The 17,791-nt window shown below is 30.7% G+C and carries 21 protein-coding genes; 17 read left to right on the forward strand and 4 right to left on the reverse strand.

The features are described 5' to 3' along the window. Positions 1-143 precede the first annotated feature (143 nt). Genes M2475_RS04375 through M2475_RS04390 form a run of 4 tightly spaced genes read left to right on the forward strand, consistent with a single transcriptional unit; the run spans position 144 to position 3,491 of the window. Positions 144-473, forward strand: coding sequence for a PTS sugar transporter subunit IIB (locus M2475_RS04375; protein ID WP_277489832.1), 330 nt, complete (start codon positions 144-146; stop codon positions 471-473). Next, positions 466-1,719 carry a PTS transporter subunit EIIC gene (locus M2475_RS04380; RefSeq protein WP_277489834.1) on the forward strand — a complete coding sequence of 418 codons (1,254 nt, stop codon included), beginning with the start codon at positions 466-468 and terminating at the stop codon, positions 1,717-1,719. Before M2475_RS04375 ends, M2475_RS04380 begins: the two co-directional genes overlap by 8 nt. Positions 1,720-1,729: 10 nt before the next feature. Then, a complete protein-coding gene (locus tag M2475_RS04385) occupies positions 1,730-2,083 on the forward strand; it encodes a PTS lactose/cellobiose transporter subunit IIA (RefSeq protein WP_277489836.1) in 354 nt (117 codons plus the stop codon). Further along, positions 2,055-3,491, forward strand: a complete 1,437-nt coding sequence (locus M2475_RS04390) for a glycoside hydrolase family 1 protein (RefSeq protein ID WP_277489838.1) — start codon at positions 2,055-2,057, stop codon at positions 3,489-3,491. The genes M2475_RS04385 and M2475_RS04390 overlap by 29 nt, the downstream gene beginning before the upstream one ends. A 137-nt stretch (positions 3,492-3,628) precedes the next feature. Here the strand turns inward: M2475_RS04390 and M2475_RS04395 are convergent, their stop codons facing one another. Then, complete coding sequence (locus M2475_RS04395; RefSeq protein WP_277489861.1) at positions 3,629-3,775, reverse strand: nucleotidyl transferase AbiEii/AbiGii toxin family protein; 147 nt, start codon at positions 3,773-3,775, stop codon at positions 3,629-3,631. An 86-nt stretch (positions 3,776-3,861) separates the two neighbouring features. Then, entirely contained in the window at positions 3,862-4,455 is a 594-nt protein-coding gene (locus M2475_RS04400; protein ID WP_277489841.1) for a type IV toxin-antitoxin system AbiEi family antitoxin domain-containing protein, read from the reverse strand. A 141-nt stretch (positions 4,456-4,596) separates the two neighbouring features. Between M2475_RS04400 and M2475_RS04405 the strand changes: the two genes are divergently transcribed. The 3 genes from M2475_RS04405 (at position 4,597) to M2475_RS04415 (ending at position 7,220) form a co-directional block, all read left to right on the forward strand. Continuing rightward, positions 4,597-5,499, forward strand: a complete 903-nt coding sequence (locus M2475_RS04405; protein WP_277489843.1) for a YafY family protein — start codon at positions 4,597-4,599, stop codon at positions 5,497-5,499. A gap of 102 nt (positions 5,500-5,601) precedes the next feature. Continuing rightward, positions 5,602-6,093, forward strand: coding sequence for a cysteine hydrolase (locus tag M2475_RS04410; protein WP_277489844.1), 492 nt, complete (start codon positions 5,602-5,604; stop codon positions 6,091-6,093). 161 nt (positions 6,094-6,254) lie between these two features. Next, a complete protein-coding gene (locus M2475_RS04415; RefSeq protein WP_277489845.1) occupies positions 6,255-7,220 on the forward strand; it encodes a hypothetical protein in 966 nt (321 codons plus the stop codon). Between the two features lie 154 nt (positions 7,221-7,374). Here M2475_RS04415 and M2475_RS04420 read toward each other — a convergent pair whose 3' ends face one another. Continuing rightward, positions 7,375-8,157 carry a DeoR/GlpR family DNA-binding transcription regulator gene (locus tag M2475_RS04420; RefSeq protein ID WP_277489847.1) on the reverse strand — a complete coding sequence of 261 codons (783 nt, stop codon included), beginning with the start codon at positions 8,155-8,157 and terminating at the stop codon, positions 7,375-7,377. A 163-nt stretch (positions 8,158-8,320) separates the two neighbouring features. On the opposite strand from M2475_RS04420, the gene M2475_RS04425 reads away from it, so the two are divergent. The 3 genes from M2475_RS04425 to hxlB are packed head-to-tail and all read left to right on the forward strand — an operon-like array spanning position 8,321 to position 10,257. Beyond that, positions 8,321-9,082, forward strand: a complete 762-nt coding sequence (locus tag M2475_RS04425; RefSeq protein WP_277489848.1) for a glucosamine-6-phosphate deaminase — start codon at positions 8,321-8,323, stop codon at positions 9,080-9,082. A gap of 12 nt (positions 9,083-9,094) precedes the next feature. After that, on the forward strand, positions 9,095-9,721 hold the full coding sequence (gene hxlA, locus M2475_RS04430) for a 3-hexulose-6-phosphate synthase (protein ID WP_277489849.1): 627 nt from the start codon (positions 9,095-9,097) through the stop codon (positions 9,719-9,721). Further along, on the forward strand, positions 9,721-10,257 hold the full coding sequence (hxlB, locus tag M2475_RS04435; RefSeq protein ID WP_277489850.1) for a 6-phospho-3-hexuloisomerase: 537 nt from the start codon (positions 9,721-9,723) through the stop codon (positions 10,255-10,257). Before hxlA ends, hxlB begins: the two co-directional genes overlap by 1 nt. A 168-nt stretch (positions 10,258-10,425) precedes the next feature. On the opposite strand, the gene M2475_RS04440 is transcribed toward hxlB, so the two are convergent. Beyond that, complete coding sequence (locus tag M2475_RS04440) at positions 10,426-11,718, reverse strand: ATP-binding protein (protein ID WP_277489851.1); 1,293 nt, start codon at positions 11,716-11,718, stop codon at positions 10,426-10,428. Positions 11,719-11,900: 182 nt separating this feature from the next. On the opposite strand from M2475_RS04440, the gene M2475_RS04445 reads away from it, so the two are divergent. The 7 genes from M2475_RS04445 (at position 11,901) to M2475_RS04475 (ending at position 17,459) form a co-directional block, all read left to right on the forward strand. Further along, a complete protein-coding gene (locus M2475_RS04445) occupies positions 11,901-12,182 on the forward strand; it encodes a metalloregulator ArsR/SmtB family transcription factor (RefSeq protein WP_277489852.1) in 282 nt (93 codons plus the stop codon). A gap of 104 nt (positions 12,183-12,286) precedes the next feature. Beyond that, the gene (locus M2475_RS04450) at positions 12,287-13,279 is read left to right on the forward strand and encodes a permease (RefSeq protein ID WP_277489853.1); all 993 of its coding nucleotides are present in this window, start codon (positions 12,287-12,289) and stop codon (positions 13,277-13,279) included. 12 nt (positions 13,280-13,291) lie between these two features. After that, a complete protein-coding gene (locus M2475_RS04455) occupies positions 13,292-13,594 on the forward strand; it encodes a thioredoxin family protein (RefSeq protein ID WP_277489854.1) in 303 nt (100 codons plus the stop codon). An 18-nt stretch (positions 13,595-13,612) separates the two neighbouring features. Then, positions 13,613-14,014: an arsenate reductase ArsC gene (locus M2475_RS04460; RefSeq protein ID WP_277489855.1), complete on the forward strand. Its 402-nt coding sequence runs from the start codon at positions 13,613-13,615 to the stop codon at positions 14,012-14,014. Between the two features lie 49 nt (positions 14,015-14,063). Then, the gene (locus M2475_RS04465; protein WP_277489856.1) at positions 14,064-14,696 is read left to right on the forward strand and encodes a Crp/Fnr family transcriptional regulator; all 633 of its coding nucleotides are present in this window, start codon (positions 14,064-14,066) and stop codon (positions 14,694-14,696) included. Between the two features lie 73 nt (positions 14,697-14,769). Then, on the forward strand, positions 14,770-16,308 hold the full coding sequence (gene hcp / locus M2475_RS04470) for a hydroxylamine reductase (protein WP_277489858.1): 1,539 nt from the start codon (positions 14,770-14,772) through the stop codon (positions 16,306-16,308). A gap of 161 nt (positions 16,309-16,469) precedes the next feature. Then, positions 16,470-17,459: a dipeptidase gene (locus M2475_RS04475; protein WP_277489859.1), complete on the forward strand. Its 990-nt coding sequence runs from the start codon at positions 16,470-16,472 to the stop codon at positions 17,457-17,459. Positions 17,460-17,791: the final 332 nt, after the last annotated feature.

The following is a 17,791-nucleotide window of genomic DNA, read 5'->3' on the forward strand; positions in this document are numbered from 1 at the left end:
TGTAATTTTATTATAACAAAGTTACTAGGTAAGGATAATTAATAATTTGCACACCCCATATGCAAATTATTAATTGTTTATCTAGCAAATAAAATTCATAATGTAAGTGTCACAAGTGATACTTATTTGAAAGGAGAATTGATATGGCAGAAAAATTTATATTATTAGCATGTGGAAGTGGAGCTTCTAGTGGTTTTATGGCAAATAGCATTCGTAAAGCTGCCAAAGCTAAAGGCTTGGACTATGCTGTAGAAGCAGTTAGTGAAGCTGAACTAGAAGATTATTGGGATAAAGTTGATTGTGTTCTCTTAGGTCCACATTTAGCTTATATACAAAAAGAATATGAGAAGCAAGGGAAACCTTTTAATGTTCCAGTAGCATGTATTTCACAAATAGCATATGGATCGTTGAATGGGGAAATGGCATTACAAAATGCTTTGGATTTAATGGCGAAAGGAGTACATGATGACTAAGTTTATAGATGTTTTAAATGAAAAGCTAGTTCCTATAATGAATAAGGTTACAAACAATATTTATATACAAGCATTACAAGCTGCAATCACACAAGCATTACCAATGATTTTTGTTGGTTCTTTAGCTTCAATTATAATGTCGCTTTTATCGCTTTTTCCAAATTTGGAAGTACCAGATTTAAGTCCTTTAAATACTTTCAGTTTCGGGTTATTTGCAGTCTTTATTTCCTTTCTAACACCATATAATGTATTGGAAAAGAAAAAGATGAGTAGAACGAAAGTATTAGCAGGATTAACTGGAATCAGTTTGTTTTTTATGTTTATTAGAATTGACTTCAGTGGTGATCCAGCAACAATAACCTTTGGTCGGCTTGGTGCTGAAGGTATGTTGTGTGCAATTATAAGTGGCTTATTTGTAGCTGTTATAATGAAATCATTTTATAAATTTAGTTTATTCAAAGAAGGTTCATCAATACCTGATTTTGTACGAAATTGGTTTAATAATGTTATACCAATATTCTTAGTTTTATTTACAGGGTTTTTGTTGATCTATATTTTCAATTTAGACATCTTTGAATTAATTGTTCAATTGTTCTCACCAATGTTGAATATTGGACAATCTTTTGCAGGATTTGTACTATTGAATTTTGTATGTGTTATTTTCTATTCTTTTGGAGTAAGTCCATGGGTATTAGTTCCTATTATTTATGGAATCATGTTGCCTGGTATAGCAGAAAACGCAGAATTGGTAGCCAAAGGTTTGGAGCCTATTAATATTAACACACAAGAAACAGTATATTTTGGATGGGTTGCATTAGGAGGATTAGGGACTACATTGCCTCTTAATATCATGATGTTATTTTCCAAAGCAAAAGGAATAAAAGCGATTGGAAAAGCTTGCATTTTCCCATCATTATTAAATATTAATGAACCGATTGTGTTTGGAGCACCAATCGTATTTAATCCATTCTTAATGATACCTATGTGGATTGTTTCTATAGTAGTACCAGCCATTACTTATGTGGTATTATCGATGGGACTTGTAGCAATTCCAAGTGAAGCATTCTTTGTTATGGGAGTTCCTTTAGGTGTGTCTACATGGCTAATTTCACCATCCATTGCAAGTATTGTTTTACTGGTAGTTATCTTTATTGTTTCGTATGCGATTTATTTTCCATTCTTTAAAGTTTATGAAAATCAAAAATTGAAAGAGGAAAGGTCAAGCTTAGAAAATGAAAGTGTCTAAAGAGGAACTTATGGAATTGAGCATGGAAATAATATTACATGCTGGAGATGCTAAAAGGCTTATTTATGAAGCATTGGATAAAGCTGCGCAAACCGATTTTACAGCAGCGAATATCTTGCTTAATAGTGCACATGAAAAGATAAAAGAAGCTCATGCATGTCAAACAAAGACGATTCAAAAAGAGGCGAATGGAGCAGAGTTTAAATATAGTGTATTGTTCTCACATGCACAAGATACCATGATGACAATATTTTCAGAATATAATATGACTTTGAAAATGATAACAATTTTAAAAGATAATGATCAAAAAATAAAGAAATTGGAGGCGTTAATAAATGAAAGCAGTAAAGGGATTTCCGAATAATTTTTTATGGGGTGGTGCAGTAGCAGCAAACCAATGTGAAGGAGCATGGAATGTAGGAGGGAAAGGATTAATATTAGCAGATTCAGAGTATAATGAACATAATGAAAATATTGGCTTCAGTACCGAAGATAAAAGTCTTAGATTTATAGAAGAAGCACTTTCAAAAACAAATGTTCATTTTCCAAAAAGAAGTGGAATTGATTTTTATCACACTTATAAGCAAGACTTAAAATTGATGAATGAATGTGGATTAAAAGCGTTTAGAACTTCAATTGATTGGGCTCGTATATTTCCAAATGGGGATGATGAAGAACCAAATATGGAAGGGGTTAAATTTTATGATAATTTAATTAATGAAATTGTTGCTCAAAATATGGAACCCGTTATTACATTATCCCATTATGAGCTTCCCCTTGAATTGATAAAAAAATATGGTGGATGGAACCATCACAAATTTAATGAAGCATTTATAAAATATGCGAAATTTGTTGTAGATCGCTATCATGATCGAGTAAAATATTGGATTGTTATAAATCAGATGAATATGGCAGAGATGTATATGTTTACATCACTAGGAATAGCTACCGAAGGCGGAAAGTTATCTTTAAGTGACTATTATCAAGCGATTCATAATCAGTTTGTTGCAGGTGCTGAAATCAAGCGACATAGTGCTAAATATAAAGATTGTAATATTGGAATTATGCTAGCAGATTTTACTTGTTATCCAAAAACATCACATCCAGAAGATGTTATTACAGCAATGAAGAAAAATCGAATGAATAACTATTTTTATACAGATGTAGCACTTAGAGGAGAATATCCTAAATATAGTTTGCGGTATTTTGAAGATGAAGACATTCATTTTGAAGTATCTAAAGATGAATTACAATTATTAAAAGAAAATACGTTAGATTTCTTAGCTTTTTCATTATATTTCTCTATTTGTGCGGATCGAACATGTAAAATTCCAATTGATAGTTTTGTTGAAAATGATTTAGTAAGTGAAACAACGGCTTGGGGATGGAATTTAGACTATAAGGTCATGTATAATAGTTTATCTCAATACTATGATCGTTATCAAAAACCATTGTTTATCGTTGAAAATGGAATTGGATATAATGATGTTGTAGAGGATGGGAAAATCCATGATGATTATCGAATAGAGTATTTATCAAAATCAATTGCCAATATTCGAGATGCAATTAGAGATGGCGTAGAAGTGATTGGTTATACGATGTGGTCACCAATTGATATTGTTTCTGCTTCAAGTCACCAGATGAGTAAACGTTATGGATTAATATATGTAGATATTGATGATTATGGAGAAGGTACAGGGGAAAGAATAAGAAAAGATTCTTTCTATTGGTATCAGAAAGTAATTAAGACAAATGGAGAGAATCTTGATTAGTATAAAGATTTAGTAAATGAAGACATATAAGAAAGGCAATTGATCTATACGATGAACTGCCTTTTTTATGATAATAAAAATTTCCATATTAAAAGTGGAATATAAAATGATAGTTCCGTTAATAACATGGGTGGACATTAAAAGATAATAACATAAATCATATCAATATCATTGGTTGTTCGCATGTCTAAGCCCATGATCGATGAGAGAAGACAACCACCTTTAATAACGAAATTTTCTTTATATTTTGAAAAAGATAATCTTTCTAAAAAACGTTCAAACATAAAATTTTGTAAAACTTGCTGAGTTGTTAAATTGGTAGCTTTAGAATACTGTTTTGCCTTTGCTTTCAATGATTCTACATTTTTAATTATATAAACACCTCCATTATTGTACGCACCTTTTTTTCACAATTCAAAAGTTTAGAATATTCAATTAATTTTAAGATATCAATTTGTTTTTCTAAAAACATTTCTCTAATAAATTTATTAGCTTGTTCTTTATCAGTTCCATGATTTTTATTTTTTATCAAATCACATATAATTCTTTCATTATTATAAGTGACAACTTCAAAACCAAAAGGTGTCTTAACTTTTATACAACCAAGTTTCAAATCTTCCTTTTTAACATAATGAATTTTAATATTTTTTGGCAGACGATGTCCGTTAAAACCACTATATACTGTAATATCTATATTGATTGGAGTTCTTTCAGTTTTATTAAGTAAATACATAGCTGTATTATATGAAAAAATGATAGAAGGATTCTTCTTTTGGAGAATATAGAATTCATCTTCAAATACATCAGTTCTAATATAGATTCCTTTTTTATAACGTTCTATAATACCTTCAGAAATAAGCTTATTTATGTAATATTTTTCAATATTATTTGTTTTAAATTCCTTACTTGTAATAATTCCGCTACTTTGCGAAATGTATGATTTAACTTCACTGATATTTTTCATTGAATCACTCATTTCCTGTTTGTGCTTAAATTGTATCATAAATAAGCACAAAAGGAAAATCGGAAGTCATAGTGTTTAAATAGTATTTTTAATCATGACTACTAATGTCAAGTTTAGTATAATGGATGAGAGGTGGTATGCATGAAAGAAAATCGATATTTTCAAATGATTTATCTCTTATTAGAAAAAGGTAAAATGACAGCACCAGAGCTTGCTGCGCATTTTGAAGTGTCAGTGAGAACGATTTATCGTGATATTGATATTTTAAGTTCAGCTGGTATCCCTGTATACGCTACCCAAGGTAAGGGTGGGGGAATCTTTATTCAGGATAATTTTGTACTTAATAAATCAATTCTAAGTGAGGAAGAACAGCAACAAATTCTAATGGCCTTACAAGGTACTAAAGTGATGGAAGAAGAAAATACGAATCAACTTTTGTCAAAGCTCAGTGGAGTATTTCAAAAGCAAAATACAAATTGGTTTGAATTTGATTTTTCAGGATGGACAAAAACAAGTGCTAGGAAAGAGACTTTTCAAACATTACAAGAAGCTATTTTTAAACGTAGAAAAGTATTTTTTCAATACTATAACAGTAATGGAGATGCTATTGAAAGAATCGTAGAACCGCTTAAAATTGTCTTTAAATCCTATGATTGGTATGTATATGGATTTTGCACAATGAGACAAGATTATCGCTTCTTTAAGTTAATACGTATCAAAGATTTGAAAATGATGGAGGACGAATATGAGCGGACAATACCTGCAGAAATTTTCAAACGATCAGCGGAATTTGAAATGGATATGATAAAAGTGAAGCTTTTGTTTGATAAAAGTGTCTTAGTTAAAGTATACGAAGAATTTGATGATGAGGTAGTAAAAAACGAAGATGGTAATTTAATCGTGCATACACAAATGCCTAATAATGAGTTGTTATTTCGATATATTCTTTCATATGGAGATAAGGTAGAAGTATTAGCTCCGCAAAAAATTCGGGATATAATAGCAAAAAGAATAGAAAAAATTATAGAAAAATATAAAACTTGACACCCTGTTGCAAGTTATGTGTGATATTCTGTGGGTGACATATTTAAAAACGACATTTAAATATGTAAATGATGATTTCTATTCACAAGGAGGAGTAATACAATGGAAAAAGCTTTAGTAGTTATCGATCTTCAAAATGATATAACAAAAAATTATAAGGAAATAATTGAGAATGTAAACAATTCTATTGATTGGGCACAAAGAAACAATCTTCATGTAGTCTATATAAGACATCATAATTTAACACCATTAACAAGAACGTTTAAGCCTGATACAGAAGGGGCAGAATTAGTTTCAGACTTAGAGGTTGTATCAGATAATATCTTTATTAAATCAAAAGGAAATGCACTCAGTAGTAAAGAATTTTCAGACTTTATAAATAAACATGAGATATCTGAGTTTTATATCACCGGAGCAGATGCAGTTGCTTGTGTGAAATCGACTACTTACAACATGCGTAAAGCAGATTATAAAGTGAATGTTTTAGCAGACTGTATCACAAGTTATAATAAGAATAAAATAGAGGAAATGCTTGCTTATTATGAAAAAAAGGGATGTACTCTTCTTTCTTCGAAAGATGTAGTAGATGCATAGAGAAATAGCTTTGAAGAAACTATTGATGACAAAATATCTAGGATATAAATGTAGAAGTAAGCGAATATGATATACTTATTGTAATTAAAAGTAAAATCAAGAAGCAAAGTAGAATAATAGTGAAATAAGGATTGTAGAATTTCACTAACGGAGGGGTAATAATGAATATTTATAATGAAGTAATTGAAAATGGTGAAGCATGGTTGCAATATGTTGTACGAGTAAATACGCTAAAGGAGCGCAAAGAAGATTTACAGGAATTACGCAAACAAGTTATTTCTGATGATAGAATTAAAAATTATTTAAATGATATTTCAAATTTTCATGGGATTCTAGTACGTAATCATAAGAATCCAGATTTACCAATTCATAAATTAATATTTTTATTAGATATTGGTTTAGATACGGATGTACCTGAAATACAGTTGGCAATCAATGAAATCATGGCACATAAAGATGAATATGGTGTATATCAATCATTAACAAACATTCCTAAGCATTTTGGTGGTAGTGGAGAAGATGTCTTTAGTTGGTGTCTTTGCGATGCGCCTTTATTGTTGTATGCGTTATTGAAAGCTGGTATAGATTATGAAAACCATATAAAACAAGGTGTGGATTACCTTTTGCAGTTTTATAAACCACAAGGTTTTCCTTGTACTGTATCGCCAGAAGCAGGTAGTTTTAGAGGACCTGGAAGAAAAGGTGATTGTTGTCCTTATGGGACTTTGTTAATGTTGCGATTGCTTTTAGCGATTCCAGAATATAAAGATTGTGACATGGTAAAAGAATTAGCAGATGTATTACTTTCTTTATGGGAGAATAGTTTAGAAAGACACCCATATATGTTTTATATGGGAACCGATTTTAGAAAATTAAAAGCACCACTTATGTGGTATGACATTGTAAGTGTTAGTGATGTATTAAGTCAAATTGATTCAGTTAAAAAAGATAAACGTTTTATCGAAATGTTAGAAATAATTAAAAGCAAACAAGATGAAGATGGATTCTTTACTCCGGAATCAGTTTTTCAAAAGTATAAAGGATGGGAGTTTGGGCAAAAGAAACAACCTTCTCTATATCTTACCTACCGATGTCATTTGATTTTAGAAAGAGTTAAGCATTATTAATATTCAAGGATAATAAAAGAAAATTAGTTTTTTAACATGTAGTAAAGAAGCAATAAAGAAAAAAGAAAATATTCACAAAATATAGAAAGATATCATTAAGTCAAATGATTGACAAAAAAGAAAAAGCCATGCGTTGGCTTTTTTGATTTATAACTTATGAAGCAAGAATAACTTTTAATCCAGCTTTTTTTAGCTGGGTAGCTTGTTCTTTTTTTATTTTATTATCTGTAATTAAGCAATCAACATTTCGTGAATCACCTAAAATGTTTAATTCACTTATTCCAATCTTAGTGTGGTCTGCTAATAAGATTGTCTTATTAGCATGTTCCATCATTCTTTTCTTTATTGGGTTCTCAGAAGAGCCAGAATTTGTTATTAGGCCATTACAGCTAATACCATTTGGTGAAATAAAGCAAATCTCACTTTGATATTTTTTTAGGATATAATCAGATGTTTCATCATGGAAAGATCCATGATCAGAATCGTAAAAGCCACCTGCTAAATACAATTTAACAACCTCTGATTTTGATACAATGGTTGCGACATTAAATGAATTTGTTACAACGGTACAAGGAATCTTATAATCTAAGATTTTTTGTGCTAACGCCATGGTTGTTGTTCCTGAATCTAAGGTGATAATCATATTTGGCTGTATTAAGTTTTTTGCTACATAATCAGCAATTTGTTCTTTTTCTTCTATATTTTCATTCAAACGTTTATTAATACGAGAGTTTCGAACAGTATTTTCATTAGCCACCGCTCCACCATACATCCTTTTTAAAACCCCTTGTTTTTCAAGCGCAGCTAAATCATTTCGGATAGTAGCTTGTGAACAATTTAGTTTTGAACACAATTCTTGTAAGGTTACAGTACCATTGGATAAGAGTAAGTTGCGAATTTCTTCATGACGTTTGTTTACTTTGTTTGAATTTTGCATTAATATTACCTCCCTCACATAATATCAGAAAATGGATATCAAATCTAATTTGTTGATATAAACAAAAAATATCATATAAAATTAGCGAAGTCAATAATAAAACTATTGACTTCGCTATAATGTGGTGCTATTATCCAAGTATAGAGAGCAAGGAGGTAACAATATGAAAATTGTTCTATGTAAAGATTTTGATGATGTTAGTAGGGTTATGGCAGAGAAGGTAGTAAATTTAATCAATGAAAAGCCGGATTTGACGTTTTGTTTACCAGCAGGGAATTCTCCAATTGGCATGTATAAGTATTTAGTAAAGATGTATCAAGATGGACAAGTAGATTATTCTAAACTAAGAACCTTTGATATGGATGAGTATGCAGGTCTAACACCGGATGATCCGCATAGTTTTATTTATTTTATGCATTATCACTTTTTGGATCATGTGAATGTGAATTTGGATAATGTGAAATATCCACATGCAGATGTAGAAGATTTAGATGCAGAATGTAAAAGATATGCACAAGAAATCATTGATGCAGGTGGGTTGGATATTGCCATTACTTCCATTGGAGATGATGGTCATATTGCATTTAATGAACCAAATGATTATTTGTTACCTAGAACCCATGTAGTAAAAATGGATGAAGCTACACGTAAGCAAAATGCGAATGCTTTTGCAGATTGTGCAACCGGGGTTCCTGAGTATGCAATTACTACGGGAATGGAAGAGCATATGAAAACTAAAAATTACTTTGTAGTTTGCTCTGGAGCACATAAAGCGCCATTATTAAAAAAATTATTTGAATCAGAAAAATTAGATCCTCAATTTCCTGTTTCATGGTTAAGAATGCATCCAAATGTAGAATTTGTTATTGATGAAGAAGCAGCAAAAGATATTCCTAAAGATGTATTAGAATATTTTAGTAAGTAAAGAGGATATAATATGAAATTACAAATAGCAGTAGATATTGCAGATACAAATAAGGTGCTAGAAATTGCTGAAACGATTCACGATGTAATTGATATATACGAAGTTGGAACTCCTGTGATTATAAAAGAAGGGTTAGCTCCAGTGATGAAATTGAAAGCAAAATATCCAGACTTATGCGTATTAGCAGATACCAAGATTGTTGATGGTGGAGCCATTGAATGTGAAGATGTTTGTGAAGCAGGAGCGGATATTGTTACGGTATTGGCACTGGCAGATAATGCAACAATCGAGGAAGTTGTGGAAGTGGCACACAAATATGGACGAAAAGTACTTGCTGACTTAATTTGTGTTCATGATATAAGCAAGCGTTCTCAAGAATTATTAGCATTAGGTGTTGATTATGTTGGGGTACATACAGGTGTTGACATGCAAAAAAGTGGACGTACTCCATTGGCCGATTTAAAGACGCTGGTAGTGGATATAGAACCTTCAAAGGTAGCAGTAGCAGGAGGAGTAAATCTTGATACGGTTGCCTCATATGCGGCGCACAATCCAGAAATTATTATTTCTGGAGGGGCTTTATATAATGCACCAGATATTCGTAAAGCAGTAATGGATATGAAAGGATATATGAAGTAATGGAAGTAAAGAACATATTAGATAATATAACAAAAGAGTTAGCACAAACGATTCATGATTTAGATGAAGCACAATTGCAAGAACTAGAAAAACAGATTAAAAAAGCAGATAAAATATTTGTTGCTGGTGCAGGAAGGTCATTGATGATGATTCGTGGATTGGCAATGCGATTAATGCACATGGGATTTACAGCGTATGTTGTTGGTGAAACAGTAACCCCAGCAATTGAAGAAGATGATTTATTAATTATCGCTTCAGGATCTGGTAGTACTTCAACACTAGCTGTAATGGCAGAGAAGTGTAAAAAGACAAATGCTAAATTAGCACTTATTACTGCGAATAAAGATTCTATAATAGGTAAGTTAGCAGATTTTATAATTGATGTGAAAACAACAACTTCTATTCAACCTGGAGGAAATACGTTTGAACAAATGGTTTTATTGCTTGGTGATGCAATTATCATTGACATTACATCTTCTAGAAGTTTAGATGAAAATAATGCTATCTTAATGGGAAAGCATGCTAATTTAGAATAATAAAATATCAAATAAATTTATTTAAGGATTAAAGTTTTAGATATCTTGATAAATTCAGAATTTAAAGATAGAATTCTGAATCATAAAGATATTGAGTTAATTAACTATAGTGCGTTAAAAGAGTAAAACAAAAAAGATTTTATCAAGTTGGATAAAATCTTTTTTGTTTTACTTTATAGTATTGATTCCCCAAAGAGGTAGATTTAATAGCCAATTTTCTTGTTTATAGTCAGCCATTGATGTACGTATTGCAATCTCAGGCTTATATTTTTCATAAAAAACTTTTAGACTTTTTGCCTTAAGATTAGTTTCTGCTTTTACTTCTAACGGAATAATTTTATTTTTAGCATCAAGTAAAAAATCAATTTCAGCTGTACCTCTATCATTTGTCCAATAATATGGTTCAATATTATCTAATGTTTTTAATTGTTGCAAAACATACTGCTCACTTAGTGCACCTTTAAACTCTTTAAATAGAGTATTACCGCTAATAAGAATTGATTGATCTAGATTTACAATGCAACTAAGTAATCCGACATCAAGGATAAATAATTTAAACGCCTTTAGGTCTTCATAGGCTTTCAGAGGAAGGTTTGGTGTGGTTACGCGTTGGATTTTGTAAACAAGACCACAATCGATTAACCACATAAGTGCCATTTCATATTCTTTGGCTCTAGCACCTGTTTTAATGAGTCCATAAATAAATTTTTTATTTTCTTTAGCAAGTTGTTTAGGAATGCTATTCCACATCATTCGGATACGAGGAACAATGTCGTTTGGGGCGTGTTTAGAAAAATCTTGTTCATAAGCATCTAGGATATTCTGCTGGATAACTCTGACTTCGTTAAAATCTCTGTTATTTACAAAATGTTGAACCGCTTCAGGCATGCCACCAACAAAATAATAATATTTAAGCAATTCAATATAGTTTAGTTTAAATGTAGTAGCCATTTCAAAATCGTTCTTATTTAATAGTTCAACATACTGTTCTTTCCCCATTGCCTGCATAAACTCATTAAACGATAGCGGATATAAGTCCATGAATTCAACTTTTCCTACAGGAAAAGATGTACCTTCGTGTAGAGCCACACCTAGTAAAGATCCTGCACAAATAATCTGATATTCACTAGCTTCTTCGTTAAAATATTTTAATGAAGATAGTGCTTGAGGGACTTCTTGTATTTCGTCAAAAATAATTAAAGTGTTTTCAATATCTATTTTGAATCCTATGTATAGTTGGATTCCTGTTATAATTCTTTGAATATTCATATCTAAAGAAAATAATTCCTTCATTTGTGGATTGTTGTCAAAGTTAATGTAAACAGTTTTTTTAAATTCCTTGCGTCCAAATTCTTTCATTAACCATGTTTTTCCAACTTGACGTGCACCTCGAATAATAAGAGGTTTCTTATTTTTTTTATATTTCCAATTATGAAGTTGTTCAATAGCACTCCTATACATTTAACATCACCTCTTTAAGGCTATTATACACTGATTATACATTTTTTACAACGAATAAATGTTATCATAATACAAAAAATACAACGAATAAATGTAAAATACAACATTTATTACGTTTTATAATTAGCATTTGACATAAGCAAGAGGGTTCGCTATATTTAAAATATAAAGAGGTAATTATTATGGATAAAGAAGTGATTGTGGTTTTAAAAGCTTTAAGTGATGAAAATAGAATAAAAATATTTCGTTTACTAAAAGAACATGGTGAGCGATGTGCATGTGATTTATTAGAGGATCTAAATATTGCCCAATCAACTCTTTCACACCATATGAAGATATTAGTAGATTGTAGATTAGTGAATGCTAGAAAAAATGGAAAGTGGATAAATTATACGATTAATAAAGAAGTTTGTTCAAAGATACGGAATGGTATTTTTGAATTATTTGATGGTTCATGTTGTTAAAAAGAAATATATCATTTCTTTTTTTAACAAACACATTGACAACTGTCGATATATCGGTATAATTTATATATCGGTAATCATCGATATATATAAGGAGAAGAATGATGTGGAATTTTATTCAAGAACAACTTTTAGGAATGAAATGGTTAAACGACTTAATTGGCAATATACTTGTAAGTCTGGGTTTTGATATTCAAGGACAATTAGGTGGAAGTATCCAATTTTTTATCTATGATACAATTAAAATACTAGTACTGTTATCGGTTCTAATATTTGGAATATCTTATATACAGAGTTATTTTCCACCAGAAAGAACAAAAAGAATTTTAGGAAAGTTTAAAGGAATATGGGCAAATGTAATCAGTGCATTACTAGGAACGGTTACGCCTTTTTGTAGTTGTTCATCAATCCCAATATTTATGGGGTTTACAAGTGCAGGATTACCAGTTGGTGTAACTTTTTCTTTTCTTATCTCATCACCGATGGTTGATCTAGGTTCCCTTGTATTGTTAATGTCTGTGTTTGGTTGGGAGGTTGCCATAGTATATGTCCTTGTTGGGCTTGTACTTGCTGTATTTGGTGGCTTGTTGATTGAAAAGATGGGCATGGAAAAATATGTAGAAAAATTCATTAAAGATGCGCCTAATGTGACTATTGATGATGAATCAACAACGACTAAACAAAGAATAGATTTTGCTAAAGAACAAGTAGCATCTACCTTTAAAAAGGTGTTTCCATATGTTATTGTGGGAGTAGGAATAGGAGCGATTATTCATAATGTATTACCAGAAACTTTCATTCAAAGTATTTTAGGTGAGAATAATCCATTTTCTGTAATTCTTGCTACGATTGTTGGTATTCCAATGTATGCGGATATTTTTGGAACCATTCCAATTGCAGAAGCATTATATGCGAAAGGTGTGGGATTAGGAACAGTATTATCATTTATGATGGCAGTAACAGCTTTATCTTTACCATCGATTATAATGTTGAAAAGAGCAGTAAAGCCTAAATTGTTGGCAACCTTTGTAGTGATTGTAGGGATAGGAATCATTTTGATTGGATATGGATTTAATACATTTCAATATTTATTTTAAGGAGGAAGTAAGATGAAATTATTTAATAAGAAAAAAACGGAATGCGATTGTGGTGGTAATAGTGATACTACCAACAGTGTAAAAGGGGCAGAAGTAAAAGTCTTAGGTTCAGGATGTGCGAAGTGTGTTGAGTTAGCATCAAATGCTAAACAAGCATTAGAAGAATTAGGTAGAAGTACAGACATTGAAAAAGTTACAGATATGAGTGAGATAGCAGCATATGGTGTAATGTCAACACCAGCCTTGGTTTATCAAGGAAAAGTAGTAAGTTATGGGAAGGTATTAACCATAGAACAAATTAAGGAATTAATCTAAAAAGGATGATTATTTTAAATGGATAAAAAGAAAAAAGTGGCTTTTGTTTGTGTTCATAATTCATGTAGATCACAGATGGCTGAAGCATTAGGGAGACATTTCGCAAACGAAGTGTTTGAATCCTATAGTGCAGGTACAAAAATAAAAGCAAATATAAACCATGATGCGATTGAAACAATGAAAAAGTGCTATTCTATTGATATGGAAGAAATCCAATATCCAAAGTTATTATCTGATATTCCACCTGTAGATATCGTTATAACAATGGGTTGTAATGTAGATTGTCCAATCATTGATGGTGTATATTATGAAGATTGGGGATTAGAAGACCCTAGTGGCAAGTCTTTACTTGAGTTTGAAAAAACAGCACAGATAATTGAACAGAAAGTTAAAGATTTGAAAAGTCGATTGATGGATTAAAAATAGTTGTATACTAATATAAAGTATAATTGAGTAGAAAGTGAGAATTATGAAATATTTAAGAGATATTGGGTTGTTTGATGGTGTTAGTGAAGAATCATTACATATCATTTCACAAAAAGTAACGATAAGAAATTATAAACGAAATGAAATACTTTTTCATATTGGAGATATAATTCAAGGTGTTTTTGTGATTTTAGAAGGTAATTTAGAAATATGTAGTTATGATATTGGTGGCAATAAAAAATTAGTAACGGTATTAGATGAAGGGGAAATGTTTGCAGAATCGGTTGCCTTGGGTGAAGATCATATTTCACCATTTGATATTATCGCAACCAAACCCTTAAAGGTTGCTTATATTACAAAAGAAATTATGTTTACATTTCCAAAACAAGTTTTGGAAAATATGATTTGCATACTTTCAACAAAAAATACGTTCTTAACTCATAAATTGGAATGTCTTAATAAGAATACAGTGAAAGAACGTTTATATGAGGTATTGAATTTTTATCGTATTAAACAACAATCTCACATTGTGAATTTACCATTTAATAAGACACAATTGGCTGAATATTTATGTGTGAATCGAAGTAGCTTATCAAGAGAAATTCATTTAATGGAAAAGGATGGAATTATAAAAGTAGAGAAACAAAAATATGTATTAAATAAAGAATTCTTTTAAAAGTGTTGGAATTATCACATCTTAAATAACATCTCAAGTTTATAGTATAGCTATAAAGGAGATGTTATTTTTTATGAAAACAGCAATGTATTGTAATCAATGTGAAGAGACGGCAGCAAATAAAGCATGTACGGTTAGTGGAGTTTGTGGAAAAGATAGTGAGTTAGCAAATTTGATGGATGAATTAAAGGAGTATCTTAAAGTTTTATCTTTACAAATTAAAGATGAGAAAGAAGGAAAACTGGAAGAAAAGCATTTTATTATGAATAGTATGTTTAAATTAATTACAAATGCAAATTTTAGTCACGAGAGTATCCAAAAACAAATATTGCTTGCAAAGACGTATACCAAAAGAGATGATGTAGTAGCAATTTATGAAGAAGATGAAGATTTAAATGCTTTAAAATCTTTAATTATGGGTGGTTTGATGGGGATGAGCGCTTATCATTCTCATGCAATTCATTTAGGGCATGAAGATAATGAAATTCATAATTTCTTAATTGAGACATTAGCAAAAATAAATGATATAAAGGAATTAGATGAATTGCTTAAAATTAGTGATAGATGTGGATATTATGGTGTAAAGGTAATGGCATTATTGGATCATGCAAACACTACAAAATATGGGAATCCTGAAATCACGAAAGTTAATATAGGAGTAGGAAAGCGTCCTGGAATATTGGTATCAGGTCATGACTTAAAAGATATTGAACAATTGTTAGAACAAAGCCAGGGAAGTGGTGTTGATATTTATACTCATAGTGAAATGCTTCCAGCTCATTATTATCCAAATTTAAAGAAATATGATCATTTGGTTGGTAATTATGGAAATGCGTGGTGGAAGCAAACAAGTGAATTTGAATCTTTTCATGGACCAATTATTTTCACAACGAACTGTATTGTTCCACCAAAAGCAAATGCTAGTTATGTAGATAAAACATATGCAACAGGAAATTGTGATTATCCAACCTTCAAACGAATAAAAGAATTACCAGATGGAACGAAGGATTTTAGTGAGGTAATCGCGCAAGCCCAAAATTGTCAACCGCCTCAAGAAATTGAAAATGGTGAAATAGTTGGTGGATTTGCACATAATCAAGTGTTAAGCTTAGCAGATGCGGTAGTTGAAAATATTAAAAATGGATCCATTCGCAAGTTTGTGGTAATGAGTGGATGTGATGGAAGAAAACGTGATCGTAACTATTATGCAGAATTTGCTAAAACATTAGCAGATGATACGATTATTTTAACTTCTGGTTGTGCAAAATATCGTTATAATAAATTACAACTTAAGGATATTAATGGAATACCTAGAGTTTTGGATGCAGGACAATGTAATGATTCATATTCCTGGGTAGTAGTTGCGATGAAGTTAAAAGAGGTATTTGAATTAAATGATATAAATGAGTTACCTATCTCATTTAATATTGCATGGTATGAACAAAAAGCTATCATTGTTTTATTGTCGTTGTTGCATTTGGGAATTAAGGATATTAAAGTGGGACCAACATTACCAGGGTATTTAAGTAAAAATACAGCAGCATATTTAGTAGAACATTATGGAATAAGTGGTATAAATAGTGTTGGTGAGGACATTAAAACATTTGGCTAGGAAAATGTAAAAAGTTTAGAAAAAGAGAAAATAGAGCTAAGAAAAGTAGCAGTAAGGATATTATAAAAGCTATTTTTAAATGCTCTTTTTTTTGATGAAGTTCTGTTTTTAGAATGCGAAAGTTTGCTATAATAGAATAAATGCTTAAGGAGGGAATAACAATGAAAATAGTAGATATGCACTGTGATACGATTATTGGATTATTACAATTACAAAAAGAAGGAAAAGATGTATCTTTGTTTGATAATCATAAACATATAGATGTTAAGAAAATGAAACAAGGTGATTATTTATTGCAAAACTTTGCCATCTTCACGGATTTTAAAAATGATGATCTTATGTTACATGTACAAGAAGGTATAGACTTGTATTATCAAGAGTTAGAAAAAAATAAAGACTATATAAGAGCTGTTTATACATATGATGATATTGAAAAAAATAGACAAGCAGGATATATGTCAGCAATGCTGACACTTGAAGAAGGTGATGTTGTATTTGATAGTTTAGCTATATTAAGAAATTATTATCGTTTAGGTGTAAGGATGATTACATTAACATGGAATTATCCCAATGCTATAGGTTCTCCTAACTTTAATATGGAAAGTAAAAAAGCATACCAAGATATGTTTTCATATAATACAAAAGATGGGTTGAGTGAATTTGGTATCGCTTATGTTCAAGAGATGGAGCGTTTAGGTATTATTATTGATGTTTCACATTTATCAGATGCAGGATTCTATGATGTATGTAAATATACAAGTAAGCCTTTTGTTGCATCACATTCAAATGCACGAAGTGTTTGTGGAGTTTCTAGAAATCTTAGTGATGATATGATTGCTCAAATTGCAAAACGTGGGGGAGTGATTGGAATTAATTTCTGTGGAGACTTTCTTGTAGAAAGTGAAACTGGCAATGCTGCTTCACGTGTTGAAGATATGGTGAAACATATTAAACATATGAAAGAAATAGGGGGGATTGATTGCATTGCTTTAGGAAGTGATTTTGATGGAATTGATTCTGTGTTAGAAATTGAAGATGCTTCACAAATGGGGAAATTAGAAGCAGCACTTTTAAAAGAACATTTTACCCAAGAAGAAATTGAAAAGATTTGTTATAAGAATGTATTGCGAGTATATAAAGAAGTATTGTAATAACGACATTCTAAATAGATATAAAATTTTGTAAAGTCTATAAAGAATTGAAAAGAGTAAGATAAGTTGCTATAATTTATGTCAAGGGAAGAATAAATGTATTATATAGAAATGATGGAAATGGGAATGATAAAATTAATAGCAAGCTTAAAAAGCAATTGATAAGATATTTTTGTTGTTGCATAAAACAAAGCAATTTTATAAGCTAGAAAATTAAAAAAGTATCATAGGCCATGATGGATAGGCTACAATAAAGTAGACAGAAAAGATAAGGTTGTCATGGTAAAATAGAAGAGCGAGGAAAAGAAAATGACAACAAGAAGAGAACGTAG

This window comes from Breznakia sp. PF5-3, from assembly GCF_029504745.1.
Lineage (GTDB): Bacteria > Bacillota_I > Bacilli_A > Erysipelotrichales > Erysipelotrichaceae > Breznakia.